Consider the following 15191-nt stretch of genomic DNA (forward strand, 5'->3'; position numbering starts at 1 on the left):
TCCGGTCTCTTTTCTGTTCTCTTACTGGCCGCGGCGCTCGCGCAGCTGCTGCAGCGCGTCGTCGAGGAGCGAGGCCGCCTCTTCGTCGGTGCGGCGCTCTTTCACGTAGGCCAGGTGGGTCTTGTAGGGCTCCGTCTTGGACAGCGCCGGGGGGTTGTTCTTGTCGCGACCGGCGGGGAGACCGGAGTGGGGCGAGTCGATCGTCTCGGGGATCTCGTCGTCGGGGATACCCGCGGCGAAGTAGCGGACGGTCTCGTTGCCCAGGGCGTCCCAGTACGAGACGGCGACGCGATCGGCGTGGAAGCCGTGGTCCTGTTCTCCCATCGGGCCCGCGCCGACGCGCGTGCCGCGGATGGCGTTCCCACCGGTGGCCATGTCAGAGCTCCGCGAACTTGGTGAGGAGACCGAGGCCGACGATGGTGATGAACCACACCAGCGCGAGCACGATCGTGAATCGGTTGAGGTTGCGCTCGGCCAGGCCGGAGGAGCCCATCGCCGAGCTCATACCGCCACCGAACATGTCGGACAGACCGCCTCCGCGCCCCTTGTGGAGCAGGATGAGCAGGGTCAGCAGGAGGCTGGTCACGCCCAGGAACACCTGCAGGACGAACTCGAGAATCTGCACTGTCGAAAGCCTTTCGCGGCGGTCGGTAGCGACCGCACAAGCGTCAAGTATACGGGGAGCCGGGGCGGACATACGGATGCCCGCGGCGCGGGGCCGCGGGCATCCGTATCGGTCAGACTCCGACGTGCTTCTGGTAACGGATGATGGCCGCGAACTCGTCCACGACGAGGCTCGCACCGCCCACCAACGCGCCGTCGACATCGGGCTCGCGCATGAAGCCGGCGATGTTGCCGGACTTCACCGAACCGCCGTAGAGGACCCGCGTGCGGGCCGCCGCGTCGGCGCCGAGCTTGTCGGCCACGACGGCACGCAGCTTCGCGCAGACCTCCTGGGCCTGATCCGGGGTCGCCGCCTGGCCGGAGCCGATGGCCCAGACCGGCTCGTACGCCACGACGATGTCGGCATCGGATGCCACACCCTCGAGCGCGACCTCGAGCTGCCCCACCGGGACGGCGCTCGCGCCGAACTTCTCGAGGTCCTCCGAGGTCTCACCGACACAGATCACCGGGACCAAGCCGTGGCGGAGGGCCGCCTGCGTCTTGGCGGCGATGACCTCGTCGGTCTCGTTGTGGAACTGACGGCGCTCGGAGTGCCCGATGATGACGTAGGTCGCGTCGAGCTTGGCCAGGAACTGGCCCGAGATCTCGCCGGTGTACGCACCGGAGTCATGGGCCGAGAGGTCCTGACCGCCGAGCGCGAAGTCGATCTTGTCGGCATCCAGGAGCGTCTGCACGGTCCGCAGGTCGGTGAAGGGCGGGAACACCGCCACCTCGACACTGCTCTTGTCGTGCTTGGCCTCCTTCAGCGTCCAGTGCAGCTTCTGGACGAACGCGACCGCCTGCAGGTGGTCGAGGTTCATCTTCCAGTTGCCGGCGATGAGGGGAGTTCTGTTCACTGCCATCCGAGGACCTCCAGTCCGGGGAGCTTCTTGCCTTCGAGGAACTCCAGGCTGGCGCCGCCGCCGGTGGAGATGTGACCGAACTGGTCGTCCGCGAAGCCGAGCTGACGCACGGCCGCGGCCGAGTCGCCTCCGCCGACGACGCTGAGGCCGTCGACCTCGGTCAACGCCTGCGCGACCGTCTTGGTGCCTTCCGCGAACGCGGCCATCTCGAACACGCCCATCGGCCCGTTCCAGAACACCGTGCGCGAGTCGCGGATCGCCTCGGCGAACAGGTCGGCCGTACGGGGCCCGATGTCCAGGCCCAGCCCGGACGCACCGAACGGGGTGTCCTCGAGGGCGACGGCGTCGGCGACGACGTGCTCGGCATCGGCCGAGAACGACGCTGCGACGACGGCATCCACGGGGAGGACGATCTCGACGCCGCGCTCCTTCGCCGTGGCGAGGTAGCCCTTCACGGTGTCGATCTGGTCCTGCTCGAGCAGGCTCGCGCCGACCTTGTTGCCTTCGGCGACGAGAAAGGTGAACATCATGCCGCCACCGACGAGCAGCTTGTCGACGCGCGGCAGAAGGTGCTCGATGACGCCCAGCTTGTCGCTGACCTTCGAGCCGCCCAGCACGACCGTGTAGGGACGCTCGGGGTTCTCGGTCAGGCGGTCCAGGACCTCGAGTTCCTTCTGGATGAGGAGTCCCGCGGCCGACGGCACGATCTGCGCGAGGTCGTAAACACTGGCCTGCTTGCGGTGCACCACACCGAAGCCGTCCGAGACGAGCGCGTCGCCCAGCTCGGCGAGCTGGCGGGCGAACGCCTGGCGCTCGGTCTCGTCTTTCGAGGTCTCCCCCGCGTTGAAGCGGAGGTTCTCGATGACGGCGACGTCTCCGTCTTCCAGCGACGCCACCGCGTCACGAGCGGACTCGCCGACCGTGTCGCGGGCGAACGCGACCGGCTGGCCGAGAAGCTCGGACAGCCGCTGCGCGACCGGCTCGAGCGAGTACTTCGGGTCGGGAGACCCGTCGGGACGCCCCAGGTGGGAGCAGACGACGACGCGCGCGCCGGCGTTGATCAGGGCGTTGAGGGTCGGCAACGACGCGCGCACGCGGCCATCGTCCGTGATGACGCCGTCCTTGAGGGGGACGTTCAGGTCACAACGGACGATGACGCGCGTGCCGGCCAGCGACCCCAGCGATTCGAGGGTGCGCAGAGGCATGGAGTGTCAGAGACGCTCGGCGACGTACTCGGTCAGGTCGACGAGGCGGTTCGAGTATCCCCACTCGTTGTCGTACCACGACGAGACCTTGACGAGGTTGCCGCTGACGTTGGTCAGCTCGGCGTCGAAGATCGACGAGTGCGGGTTGCCCTGGATGTCGCTCGAGACGATCGGGTCCTCGGTGTACTGCAGGATGCCGTTGAGACGACCCTCGGCAGCGGCCTTCTTGTAGACCTCGTTGACCTGGTCGACGGTCAGGCCCTCGGTGGGGGTGACGATCGTGAGGTCGACGATGGAACCGGTGGGGACCGGGACGCGGTACGACGAGCCGCTCAGCTTGCCGTTCAGCTCGGGGAGCACCAGGCCGATCGCCTTGGCGGCACCGGTCGAGGCGGGGACGATGTTGATCGCCGCGCCGCGCGCACGACGCAGGTCGCTGTGCGGGCCGTCCTGGAGGTTCTGGTCGGCGGTGTAGGCGTGCGCCGTCATCATGAAGCCGCGCTCGATGCCGAAGGCGTCGTTGAACACCTTCGCCAGCGGGGCGAGGCAGTTCGTGGTGCACGACGCGTTCGAGATGATGACGTCGGTCTCGGGGTTGTAGGTCTCTTCGTTCACGCCCATGACGATCGTGGCGTCGTCACCGGTCGCGGGAGCGGAGATGAGCACCTTCTTGGCGCCGCCCGCGACGTGCTTCTTGGCGTCCTCGGCCTTGGTGAAGCGGCCGGTCGACTCGATGACGATGTCGACGCCGAGCTCGCCCCAGGGGAGGTTCGCGGGGTCGCGCTCTTCGAAGACCTTGATGGTCTTGTCACCGACGGTGATGGAGTCTTCGGTGTACGAGACGTCCTCGGCGAGCACGCCGCCGACGGAGTCGTACTTCAGCAGGTGGGCGAGGGTCTTGTTGTCGGTGAGGTCGTTCACCGCCACGATTTCAAGGTCAGCGCCCTGCGCGAGAGCCGCGCGGAGGTAGTTGCGTCCGATACGGCCGAAGCCGTTGATTCCGATCTTGACGGTCACGGAATTTCTCCTGAATCAGTCATGCGCGAGAAGCGCGAGAGTGCGGTATTCGCTGGAGGACGACGGCGTCCCGGCGGGGTGTCCACCGGGACGCCCACGCCGTTTACGACAGTACCAGCAGACCCGCCGTCTTCTCACGGGCGGCCGCGAAGCGCTCCTGCGCATCGGCCCAGTTGGCGATGTTCCAGAACGCCTTGACGTAGTCCGCGCGGACGTTCTTGTAGTCGAGGTAGTAGGCGTGCTCCCACACGTCGAGAAGGAGCAGCGGGACGGTGCCCGCGACGATCTGACCCTGCTGGTCGAAGAACTGCTGGATGATCAGGTTCTCGCCGATCGAGTCCCAGAACAGGCCGGCCCAGCCGGAGCCCTGCACGCCGAGCGCGGCGGCGGTGAACTGACCGCGGAAGGCGTCGAACGACCCGAACTGGTCGTCGATCGCGGCCTCGAGGTCACCGGTGGGCTTGTCGCCACCGTTGGGCGAGAGGTTCGTCCAGAAGATCGAGTGGTTCGTGTGTCCGCCGAGGTTGAAGGCGAGGTCCTTCTGCAGGCGGTTGATGTTCGCGAAATCGCCCTTCTCGCGCGCCTCGGTGAGGAGGTCGAGCGTGGTGTTCGCGCCGTTGACGTACGTCTGGTGGTGCTTGCTGTGGTGCAGCTCCATGATGGTCGCGCTGATGTGAGGCTCCAGCGCGGAGTAGTCGTAGGGCAGTTCGGGCAGCGTGTACTTCGCCATGTTCTCTACTTCCGAATCGGCGCTGCACCGAGACCTCGGCGCAGCGAGGGTGACGTGTTCATCCTATCGAGGACCAACGCACCGGCCACGGGGTTGCTTCCCCGAATGACGCGCAGTAACGCAAAACGGATGCCGAGGGGCTCGGCATCCGTACTCTGCGTCAGGGGGAACGCGGTCAGTCGTCGGCACCCACCGGGACCGCGGACTCGGTCCCCGGGATGCCCTCGGCCTCGGCCTTCTTGTCGGCCATGGCCAGGAGGCGGCGGATGCGCCCGGCCACGGCGTCCTTGGTCAGCGGCGGGTCGGCGTGGTGACCGAGCTCGTCCAGGCTCGCGTCGCGGTGGGCCAGACGCAGCTCACCGGCCTGCTGCAGGTGGTCGGGGACCTCGTCGCCGAGGATCTCCAGGGCGCGCTCGACGCGCGCGCACGCGGCCACCGCTGCCTGTGCCGAGCGGCGCAGGTTCGCGTCGTCGAAGTTGACGAGGCGGTTCACGCCGGCACGCACTTCGCGGCGCTGGCGCATCTGATCCCACTCCCCCGCGGTGCGGCGCGCGCCCATCTCGTACAGCGCCCCGCGGATGGCTTCGCCGTCGCGCACGACGACGCGCGGCACCCCGCGCACCTCACGGGCCTTGGCCGGGATGCCGATGCGGTGACCGGCGCCCACGAGCGCCATCGCGGCCTCCGACGACGGGCAGGAGATCTCCAGCGCAGCCGAGCGACCCGGATCGCTCAGGGAGCCGCTGGCGAGGAACGCACCGCGCCAGATCGCGCTGAGATCGGGGCGCGAACCGGTGGTGAGCTTGTTGGGGAGACCGCGCACCGGGCGGCGGCGCTGGTCGAGCAGACCGGTCTGGCGAGCGAGCGTCTCGCCCGCCTCGATGACGCGGACGGCGAAGTGACCGCCCGTGCGTCCCCCCGAGCCCTGCACGTGGTGCAGTTCGGGCCGCACGCCGTAGAGCTCCATGAGGTCGCGGGCGACGCGGCGCGCGAGGATGTCGGAATCCAGCTCCGCCTCGACGGCGACACGGTTCGCGATCGAGTGCAGGCCCCCGGAGAAGCGCAGGATCGCCGTGAGCTCGGCGACACGCGCCGTCGGACGCGGGTCGCGTACGGTGATGAGCTCGGCCTTCACGTCGGCGGTCAGCGGCACGGTTCTCCTCGGTTCAGGACGATGGGGCAACGCCTGCGACAACACGGGTGAGGCTGTCGAGGCGGCGGGGACGAGGGTACAGCCTACTCGCGGCCGAGGTCACGGTGAGTCACGCGGACGGCCACCCCGGGGACGTCGCCGAGCCGGGCGGCCAGCTCACGCGTCATGACGACCGACCGGTGCTTGCCGCCCGTGCAGCCGACCGCGACGACCGAGTGCCGTTTGTTCTCGCGCTGATAGCCCTCCAGCACGGGGTGCAGCGCCGCGGCGTAGGCGTCGAGGAACTCCCGTGCCCCCTGTTGCTCGAGAACGTACTCGCGCACCGCGGGGTCCTCGCCCGTCAGCGGGCGCAGCTGCTCGTTCCAGAACGGGTTGGGCAGGAATCGCATGTCGGCGACGAGGTCGACGTCGGTGGGGAGGCCGTACTTGAAGCCGAAGCTCATCAGCGTCACGGTGTGCCGCGCGGCCCCTTCTTCGCCGAAGAGCTGGACCGTCTGCAGCGACAGCTGGTGCACATTGAACGCCGAGGTGTCGATCACCACGTCCGCCGCCTCTCGCACGGGCGTCAGCCGCTCGCGTTCGCGGCGGATACCGTCGAGGATCGTGCCGTCGCCCTGCAGCGGGTGCGGTCGCCGGACCGCTTCGAACCGTCGCACGAGCACCGCGTCGGAGGCGTCCAGGAAGACCACCCGCACCTGTCGTGCGGCCTGCAGCGCGCGCATCGCCTCGGGAAGATCACCGAAGAGACCGCGTCCTCGCACATCGACCACGACTGCCACCCGCGGAACGGCTCCGCCCGCGCGCTCGGTCAGGTCGAGCAGCGGTCGCAGCATCCGCGGAGGGAGGTTGTCGACCACGTACCAGTCGAGGTCTTCCAGGGCGTTGGCGACCGTCGAACGACCCGCACCCGACATCCCCGTGACGATCAGCACCTCGCCGGACGCGTCCCGTGCCGTCTGCATGATCATCGCCCTTTCGTCGGGACCCCCAGCCTAGCGAGACAAGCGCGCGTGAATGGCCTCGGCGAGGGTCGGCCCGATGCCCGGGAGGGCGGTGATCTCCTCGGGAGAGGCGTTCTTCAGCGCCGAGACCGAGCCGAAGTGTCGGAGCAGCGCCTTGATGCGCGTATCGCCGAGCCCCGGCACCTCGGTCAGGACGCTGGAGATGTCGCGCTTGCGGCGCTTGCGCTGGTGCGTGATGGCGAAGCGGTGCGCCTCGTCGCGCAGCCGCTGCAGCAGGTACAGCGCCTCCGACGTGCGCGGGAGGATCACGGGGTAGTCCTCCCCCGGCAGCCACACTTCTTCGAGGCGCTTGGCGATGCCGCACAGGGCGATCTCTTCGTGCCCGGCGTCGGCGAGGGCGCGCGCGGCCGCTGCGACCTGCGGCTGACCGCCATCGACGACGAGCAGCTGCGGACGGTAGGCGAAGCGCGGACGCTTGCGGGTGGTCACGACCTCGCCGTCGGCGGTCGCCTCGGGGCTCTCGGCATCCGCGAGGACGGCGCCGCCGATCGTCTCGGGCTCGTTCTCTTCGGGTCGATCGAGGTAGGCCAGACGTCGCGTGAGCACCTGGTACATCGAATCGGTGTCGTCGGTGGTCTCGGCGACCCCGAACGAGCGGTACTGATCTTTGCGGGGCAGACCGTCCTCGAAGACGACCATGGATGCCACGACATTGGTGCCCGAGAGGTGCGACACGTCGTAGCACTCGATGCGCAACGGCGCCTCGGTCAGTCCGAGGGCTTCCTGGAGGTCGGTGAGGGCCTGCGAACGGGCGACGTAGTCGCTCGTGCGCCGCGTCTTGTGCAGCATGAGCGCCTGTTGCGCATTGAGCGTCGCCGTCTTGAGCAGATCGGACTTGGGCCCGCGCTGCGCCACCTGCAGCGACACCGGACGACCGCGGCGTTCGCGCAGCCACGCCTCGAGCTGTTCAGCGTCGTCGGGGAGCTCGGGCACGAGCACTTGCCGCGGGATGTCACCGGCGGCGGCGTCGCCGTACGTGCGCTGGAGCACCTGATCGACCAGATCGGCGCCGGAGATGTCGATCTCTTTCTCGATCGTGGTCGCCCGCACTCCTCGGACGCGGCCGCCCCGCACGACGAAGTGCTGCACGGTCGCGGCCAGTTCGTCCTCGGCGATGCCGAAGAGGTCGGCATCCGTGTCCGAGGCCAGCACGAGCGCGCTCTTGCCGAGCACCGCGTCGATGGCCTGCAGCTTGTCGCGGTAGCGCGCAGCGGCCTCGTAATCCATGGCGGCCGAGGCTTCCATCATCCGGGCGGTGAGGGCTTTGGTGAAGCGCTGGTCTCCCCCGGACATGAAGGCGACGAAGTCGTCGACCATCGCGCGATGCTCCGCGATCGTGACCTTCATCGAGCACGGTCCCCCGCAGCGGCCGATCTGCCCCGGGAAACAGGGGCGGCCGGACTGCATGGCCTTCTTGTACGAGGCGTCGCTGCACGTGCGGATCGGGAAGACCTTGATCATCAGGTCGATCGTGTCGTGCACCGCCCAGACCTTCGGGTACGGCCCGAAGTACTTGGCCCCACGGATCTTCGCGTTGCGCGTCACGATCACGCGCGGCGCCTCGTCGGCGAGGGTGATCGCCATGAACGGATACGACTTGTCGTCGCGGTAACGGACGTTGAAGGGCGGATCGAACTCCTTGATCCACATGTACTCCAGCTGCAGCGAATCGACGTCGCTGGGGACGACGGTCCACTCGACCGAGGTCGCCGTCGTGACCATGCGTCGGGTGCGTTCGTGCAGCGAGTACAGCGGCGCGAAGTAGTTCGACAACCGCGCCCGCAGGTTCTTCGCCTTGCCGACGTACAGCACACGGCCCTCGGCGTCACGGAAGCGGTAGACCCCCGGATTCGTGGGGATCTCGCCTGCCTTGGGGCGGTAGGGCAGCTGCGACATCCGTTCTCGGGATGCCACGGGTCACACTCCCGCGCGGGCCAGTTCCGGCTCGCGCTCGGCGGTGTTGCGCTGCGCTCCGGTCCGGCCGGTCTCGAGGAGTTCGGCGAGGAAGGCGCCGGTGTGGCTCTCCTCCACCCGCGCCACCTGCTCAGGCGTTCCGGTCGCCACGATCGTGCCGCCTCCCGAGCCGCCCTCGGGCCCGAGGTCGATGACCCAGTCCGAGCTCTTGATGACGTCGAGGTTGTGCTCGATGACGATGACGGTGTTTCCCTTGTCGACGAGCCCGTTGAGCACCTTCAGCAGCAGCGAGACGTCCTCGAAGTGCAGACCCGTCGTGGGCTCGTCGAGCACGTAGATCGAGCGGCCGTTGCTGCGACGCTGGAGCTCGGTCGCGAGCTTCACGCGCTGCGCCTCGCCGCCGGAGAGCGTCGTGGCCGACTGCCCGAGACGGACGTAGCCGAGACCCACGTCCACCAAAGTCTTGAGGTACCGGTGGATGGCCTGGATGGGCTCGAAGAACTCTGCGGCCTCGGAGATCGGCATCTCGAGCACCTCGGCGATGTTCTTGCCCTTGTAATGCACCGACAGGGTGTCGCGGTTGTACCGCTTGCCGTGGCACACCTCGCAGTCCACGTACACGTCGGGCAGGAAGTTCATCTCGATCTTCAGCGTGCCGTCGCCCGAGCACGCCTCGCAGCGGCCGCCCTTGACGTTGAAGCTGAATCGTCCGGCCTGGTAGCCGCGGACCTTGGCCTCGGGCGTCTCGCTGAAGAGCGTCCGGATGCGGTCGAACACGCCGGTGTAGGTCGCCGGGTTCGAGCGCGGGGTGCGACCGATCGGCGCCTGATCGACGTGCACGACCTTGTCGAGGTTGTCGAGTCCGGTGACGCGCGTGTGCTTGCCCGGCACGCGGCGGGCACCGTTGAGCTTGGAGGCGAGCACCTCGTACAGGATGCCGTTCACCAGCGTGGACTTGCCGGAGCCGCTGACGCCGGTCACGGCGGTCAGCACGCCGAGTGGGAAGTCGACCGTGACGTTCTTCAGGTTGTTCTCGCGCGCGCCGACGACGGTGACCTGTCGCTTCTTGTCGATCTTGCGGCGCTTCTTCGGCGGCTCGATCGATCGACGTCCCGAGAGGTAGGCCCCGGTCAGCGAGCTTTCGTCGTCGAGCAGTTGGGCCAGCGGCCCGGAGTGCACGACATTGCCGCCGTCGACGCCGGCGCGCGGGCCGATGTCGACGACCCAGTCGGCCGCGTGGATCGTCTCTTCGTCGTGCTCGACCACGATGAGGGTGTTCCCGAGGTCGCGCAGGGTCTCGAGGGTCTGGATGAGTCGGCGGTTGTCGCGCTGGTGCAGACCGATGGAGGGCTCGTCGAGGACGTAGAGCACGCCCGTCAGGCCCGAGCCGATCTGGGTGGCCAGGCGGATGCGCTGAGCTTCTCCGCCGGAGAGAGTACCGGCGGCGCGCCCGAGGCTGAGGTAGTTCAGCCCCACCTGCAGCAGGAAGTCCAGGCGCGCCCGGATCTCGCGCAGGACCGCGGCGGCGATGGTGGCCTCGCGATCGGTCAGGGTCAGTTGCGAGAAGAACTCGCGCGCGTCGGCCAGGCTCATGCGCGAAGCCGCGGCGATCGACGTGTCGTCCACGAGCACGGCGAGCACCTCGGGCTTCAAGCGGTCGCCGTCGCACACCGCGCACGGGACCTCGCGGAGGTACTCCGACCAGCGCTGACGCTGCGTGTCGGACTCGGCCTGCAGGTACTGCCGCTCGATGTATGGTACGACGCCCTCGAAGCCGGACGAGTACCGCATCTCCCGCCCGTAGCGGTTCTTCCACTTGACGGTGACCTTGTAGTTCTCTCCGCGAAGGACGGCGTTCTGCACGTCCGTGGAGAGATCTCTCCACGGGGTGTCCAGCGAGAAGTCGAGGTCGCGCGCGAGGCCTTCGAGCAGACGCTCGTAGTACTGGAAGAGTCCCTTGCCCTGGGTCGTCCACGGCAGGATCGCACCCTCGCGGATCGACAGCTCCTCGTCGCCGAGCATGAGGTCGACGTCGACCGACATGCGCGTACCGAGTCCCGAGCACACGGGGCAGGCACCGAAGGGGGCGTTGAACGAGAACGTCCGCGGCTCGATCTCGGTCAGCTGCAACGGGTGGCCGTTCGGGCACGCGAGCTTCTCAGAGAACGACTGCCACGCGTCGTCGCCCTCTTCGTCGACGAAGTTGACCTGCATGATGCCGCCCGCGAGGCCCAGAGCGGTCTCGACCGAGTCGGTCACGCGGCCGAGGATGTCGCCGGATGCCACGAGTCGGTCGACCACGACAGCGATGTCGTGCTTGTAGCTCTTCTTGAGTGTCGGCGGCTCGGCGAGCTGGACGAGTTCGCCGTCGACGACGGCGCGCGCGTACCCCTTGGCACTGAGCTCTTTGAAGAGGTCGACGAACTCGCCCTTCTTCTGCGTCACCACCGGAGCGACGATCTGGTACCGCGTCCGCTCGGGCAGCTCCATGAGCTGGTCGGCGATCTGCTGCACCGTCTGCCGCTGGATGCGCGCACCGCAGTCGGGGCAGTGCGGCACGCCGATGCGCGCCCACAGCAGACGCATGTAGTCGTGGATCTCGGTGATCGTGCCGACCGTGGACCGCGGGTTGCGGTTGGTCGACTTCTGATCGATCGACACCGCGGGGCTCAACCCCTCGATGAAGTCGACATCGGGCCGATCGACCTGTCCGAGGAACTGGCGCGCGTAGGCGCTGAGCGATTCGACGTAGCGGCGCTGGCCCTCGGCGAAGATCGTGTCGAATGCGAGACTCGACTTGCCCGAGCCCGAGAGACCGGTGAACACCACGAGAGAATCACGCGGAATGTCGAGGTCGACGTTCTTCAGGTTGTGGACGCGGGCACCGCGAACACTGAGCTTTCCGCTGGTGTTTCCGGGGGACGAGACTGGAACGATGGGCACCCGACAAGTGTAGGTTCCCCCTCCGACATCGGCCCCGGGTTCGCCCCCGGCGCACATCTGTGCGAGGGGAGAAGGCGCGGGCGCGGACCGCGCGGGGCCCTCAGTCCGTCGCGTCGAACCGGCTCGCGAAGGGCGCGAGGCCGTCGCGCAGTGCGATGAGCGCCGCCGTGTCGATCCCCACCCGCTGCATGATGTGCGCGGGCACGACGAGCGCCCGCTCGCGCAGAGCGCGGCCCTCGTCGGTCAGGTCGATGTCCAGGACGCGCTCGTCGTCGACGCGCCGCGTGCGCACCACCCTCCCCTGAGCCTCGAGCCTCTTCACGAGTGGCGAGAGCGTCGCCGGCTCCATGGCCAGCTCCCCCGCGAGCACGCCCAGCGAGCGCGGAGCCTCCTCCCACAGCGCCAGCATCACGAGGTACTGCGGATGCGTCAGCCCGAGCGGCTCGAGCACGGGTCGGTAGATCGCCACCACGTTGCGTGCCGCCGTGACGAGGGCGAAGCACACCTGGTTCTCGAGCCGGAGCGGATCGTCCACGCACCCTCCTCAATTAGTTAGTACACTAATGATCATGGCACAAAAGGATGCCGACCGACCCCCGCTGCGCGAGCGTGTGCGGGCTGCCGGCGGGTGGTACCAGTACCTCAATACACGGTTGATCCGCGTGGCCGGGCCGGCCTCGGTCGGCCCGTACGAGACGACCCCCGAGCCGGTCCGCACGGGACGACCCTGCCCGCTGTGCGGTCATCCGATGTCGGAGCACAGCGTCGACCGCACGGGCCCCAAGCCGCTCCTGCACTGCCCGTGAGCCCACGGGGGTGAGCGAGCCCCGACCGCGCCGGCTCAGGCGTGCCCGGCGCGCTCCATCGCGCGGAGTTCCTTCTTGAGGTCCTGCACCTCGTCGCGCAGCCGTCCGGCGAGCTCGAACTTCAGCTCGCTCGCCGCGGCGAGCATCTGTTGCGTGAGGTCGGCGATCGTGGATTCCAGCTGATCCGCGCCTTCGGCGGCGATCCCGGTACGACGCAGCTGCGGAGTCGGTGACTTGCCCTTGCCGGCCTTGTCGTTACGCGACAGCAGGCTCCGGGTGTCGGACGCCTCGCGCGCGAGAACCTCGGTGATGTCGGCGATCTTCTTGCGCAACGGCTGCGGATCGATGCCGTGCTCCGTGTTGTACGCGATCTGCTTCTCGCGACGACGCTCGGTCTCGTCGATCGCGTTCTGCATGGAGTCGGTCATCCTGTCGGCGTACATGTGGACCTCGCCCGACACGTTTCGAGCGGCGCGGCCGATCGTCTGGATGAGAGAGGTGCCGCTGCGGAGGAACCCCTCTTTGTCGGCATCCAGGATCGCCACGAGCGACACCTCGGGGAGGTCGAGCCCCTCGCGGAGCAGGTTGATGCCGACGAGGACGTCGTAGACGCCGGCGCGCAGCTCGGTGAGCAGCTCGACACGGCGGAGAGTGTCGACGTCGGAGTGCAGGTAGCGCACGCGGACACCGTGCTCGCCGAGGAAGTCGGTGAGCTCTTCGGCCATCTTCTTGGTGAGCGTGGTCACCAGCACGCGCTCATCGCGGTCGACGCGCACGCGGATCTGCTCGAGGAGATCGTCGATCTGGCCCTTCGAGGGCTTCACCACGATCTGGGGGTCGACCAGTCCCGTCGGGCGGATGATCTGCTCGACAATCCCGTCCGCGATCCCCATCTCGTAGCGGCCGGGAGTAGCCGAGAGGTAGACGGTCTGTCCGATGCGGTTCTTGAACTCGTCCCACCGCAGCGGACGGTTGTCCATCGCACTGGGCAACCGGAATCCGTGCTCGACGAGCGTGCGCTTGCGCGAGGCATCGCCCTCGTACATCGCACCGATCTGCGGCACTGTGACATGCGACTCGTCGATCACGAGCAGGAAGTCGTCGGGGAAGAAGTCCAGCAGCGTGTGGGGAGGATCGCCTGCCGAGCGCCCGTCGAGGTGGCGCGAGTAGTTCTCGATGCCGGAGCAGAACCCGAGCTGCTGCAGCATCTCGAGGTCGAACGTCGTGCGCATGCGGAGACGCTGCGCCTCGAGCAGCTTGTTCTGCGACTCGAACTCCTTCAGCCGCTCGGCGAGTTCGTGCTCGATCGTGCCGATCGCGCGCTGCACGGTGTCGGTGCCCGCGACGTAGTGCGACGCCGGGAAGATCGGCACCGACTCCATCTTCTGGACGACGTCCCCGGTCAACGGGTGCAGCATGTACAGCGCCTCGATCTCGTCGCCAAACATCTCGATGCGGATCGCGTATTCCTCGTAGACCGGGATGATCTCGATCGTGTCGCCGCGCACGCGGAAGTTGCCCCGCGAGAAATCGACGTCGTTGCGGTTGTACTGCATCGAGATGAACTTGCGGATGAGCGCGTCGCGGTCGTACCGCTCCCCCACCTGCAGCGCGACCATGGCGCGCAGATACTCCTCGGGCGCGCCGAGACCGTAGATGCACGAGACGGTCGAGACCACGACCACGTCGCGGCGCGACAGGAGCGAGTTGGTCGTCGAGTGCCGGAGCCGCTCGACCTCCGCGTTGATCGAGGAGTCCTTCTCGATGAAGGTATCGGTCTGGGGGACGTACGCCTCGGGCTGGTAGTAGTCGTAGTACGACACGAAGTACTCGACGGCGTTGTTCGGCATCAGTTCACGGAACTCGTTGGCCAGCTGTGCGGCGAGCGTCTTGTTGTGCGCGAGCACCAGCGTCGGGCGCTGGACGGCCTCGACGAGCCACGCGGTCGTCGCGGACTTTCCCGTTCCCGTGGCTCCCAGCAGGACGACGTCGGTCTCACCGGCGTTGATACGCGCGGCCAGGTCGGCGATGGCCTGCGGCTGGTCGCCGGAAGGGGTGTACTCGCTGACAACCTCGAAGGGACGGACGGAACGCGTGGCCTGCATGAATCCCAGCGTAGGCGGGGCCTCCGACATCGGGGCCGCAGGACGTTCGCCGTGCGCGAGCGCGGTCGTCTCCTCGCGCGGCGGCTACCGCCGCTTCAGCCGCTCCCAGAGCTCGTCCACCTGCCGCCGAGTGGCATCCAGGTCGCCGGTGGTGTCGATGACCACGTCCGCGAGCGCGAGTCGTTCGTCGTCACCGGCCTGCGAGGCGATGCGGGCCCGGGCGTCGGCTTCCGAGAAGCCCCGCTGCGAGATCAGACGCTGCACGCGCTGCTCGGACGGGGCGTGCGCGACGACGACGAGGTCCCATTCGCCACTCCCCCGGGCCTCGGCGAGAAGGGGCACGTCGTACACGACGACCGCATCGGCGTCGTCGGCGTGCGCGGCACGGAAACGCCGCTGCGACTCCTCGCGCACCGCCGGGTGCACGATCGCGTTCAGCGCGGCGAGGCGTTCGGGGTGCCCGAACACACGGGCGGCCAGGGCGGGGCGGTCCAGGGAACCGTCGGCCCGCACGACGTCGGCGCCGAACTCCGACGCGATCTCCGCGAGCACCGCGGACCCGGGCGCTTGCACGTCCCTCACGATCGCATCGGCGTCCACGACCACCGCACCGCCTTCGGCGAGCATTCGCGCGATCGTCGATTTTCCGGACGCGATTCCACCGGTGAGCGCGAGAAGGGGCACACGACGAGGATGCCACACGGCCCCGGCCGCAGGCTCGCACCGCCCCTCCGCGTGGTTTAACATCTTCCGGGGGCGCATCCGTTCCT

General features: G+C 68.2%; 14 protein-coding genes. 1 reads left to right on the forward strand and 13 read right to left on the reverse strand.

Annotated elements, in window-relative coordinates; translation table 11 throughout:
• Positions 1–21 precede the first annotated feature (21 nt).
• The 11 genes from FE256_RS01460 to FE256_RS01510 form a co-directional block, all read right to left on the reverse strand.
• On the reverse strand, positions 22–375 hold the full coding sequence (locus FE256_RS01460; protein WP_138172458.1) for an RNA polymerase-binding protein RbpA: 354 nt from the start codon (positions 373–375) through the stop codon (positions 22–24).
• A gap of 1 nt (position 376) precedes the next feature.
• On the reverse strand, positions 377–625 hold the full coding sequence (secG, locus tag FE256_RS01465) for a preprotein translocase subunit SecG (protein WP_138172459.1): 249 nt from the start codon (positions 623–625) through the stop codon (positions 377–379).
• Between the two features lie 112 nt (positions 626–737).
• Positions 738–1526, reverse strand: coding sequence for a triose-phosphate isomerase (gene tpiA / locus FE256_RS01470; RefSeq protein WP_138172460.1), 789 nt, complete (start codon positions 1524–1526; stop codon positions 738–740).
• Positions 1517–2731 (reverse strand): phosphoglycerate kinase, encoded by a 1215-nt coding sequence (locus tag FE256_RS01475; protein WP_138172461.1) that lies wholly within the window; start codon positions 2729–2731, stop codon positions 1517–1519. Before FE256_RS01475 ends, tpiA begins: the two co-directional genes overlap by 10 nt.
• 6 nt (positions 2732–2737) lie before the next feature.
• Entirely contained in the window at positions 2738–3748 is a 1011-nt protein-coding gene (gap, locus tag FE256_RS01480; protein ID WP_058622786.1) for a type I glyceraldehyde-3-phosphate dehydrogenase, read from the reverse strand.
• Between the two features lie 103 nt (positions 3749–3851).
• The gene (locus FE256_RS01485) at positions 3852–4478 is read right to left on the reverse strand and encodes a superoxide dismutase (protein WP_138172462.1); all 627 of its coding nucleotides are present in this window, start codon (positions 4476–4478) and stop codon (positions 3852–3854) included.
• A gap of 175 nt (positions 4479–4653) precedes the next feature.
• Complete coding sequence (gene whiA / locus FE256_RS01490; RefSeq protein WP_138172463.1) at positions 4654–5631, reverse strand: DNA-binding protein WhiA; 978 nt, start codon at positions 5629–5631, stop codon at positions 4654–4656.
• An 83-nt stretch (positions 5632–5714) separates the two neighbouring features.
• Positions 5715–6599 (reverse strand): RNase adapter RapZ, encoded by an 885-nt coding sequence (gene rapZ, locus FE256_RS01495; RefSeq protein ID WP_138172464.1) that lies wholly within the window; start codon positions 6597–6599, stop codon positions 5715–5717.
• Between the two features lie 24 nt (positions 6600–6623).
• Positions 6624–8549, reverse strand: coding sequence for an excinuclease ABC subunit UvrC (gene uvrC / locus FE256_RS01500; protein ID WP_138172540.1), 1926 nt, complete (start codon positions 8547–8549; stop codon positions 6624–6626).
• A gap of 21 nt (positions 8550–8570) precedes the next feature.
• On the reverse strand, positions 8571–11510 hold the full coding sequence (uvrA, locus tag FE256_RS01505) for an excinuclease ABC subunit UvrA (RefSeq protein WP_138172465.1): 2940 nt from the start codon (positions 11508–11510) through the stop codon (positions 8571–8573).
• 100 nt (positions 11511–11610) lie between these two features.
• Positions 11611–12045: a MarR family winged helix-turn-helix transcriptional regulator gene (locus FE256_RS01510; protein WP_138172466.1), complete on the reverse strand. Its 435-nt coding sequence runs from the start codon at positions 12043–12045 to the stop codon at positions 11611–11613.
• A 34-nt stretch (positions 12046–12079) separates the two neighbouring features.
• Between FE256_RS01510 and FE256_RS01515 the strand changes: the two genes are divergently transcribed.
• Positions 12080–12316: a hypothetical protein gene (locus FE256_RS01515; RefSeq protein WP_394529544.1), complete on the forward strand. Its 237-nt coding sequence runs from the start codon at positions 12080–12082 to the stop codon at positions 12314–12316.
• A 35-nt stretch (positions 12317–12351) separates the two neighbouring features.
• Here FE256_RS01515 and uvrB read toward each other — a convergent pair whose 3' ends face one another.
• On the reverse strand, positions 12352–14421 hold the full coding sequence (gene uvrB, locus FE256_RS01520; RefSeq protein ID WP_138172468.1) for an excinuclease ABC subunit UvrB: 2070 nt from the start codon (positions 14419–14421) through the stop codon (positions 12352–12354).
• 84 nt (positions 14422–14505) lie between these two features.
• Positions 14506–15105 (reverse strand): dephospho-CoA kinase, encoded by a 600-nt coding sequence (coaE, locus tag FE256_RS01525; RefSeq protein WP_138172469.1) that lies wholly within the window; start codon positions 15103–15105, stop codon positions 14506–14508.
• Positions 15106–15191: the final 86 nt, after the last annotated feature.

Source organism: Microbacterium sp. 5K110, assembly GCF_005774735.1.
In the GTDB taxonomy this organism is placed as follows: Bacteria; Actinomycetota; Actinomycetes; order Actinomycetales; family Microbacteriaceae; genus Microbacterium.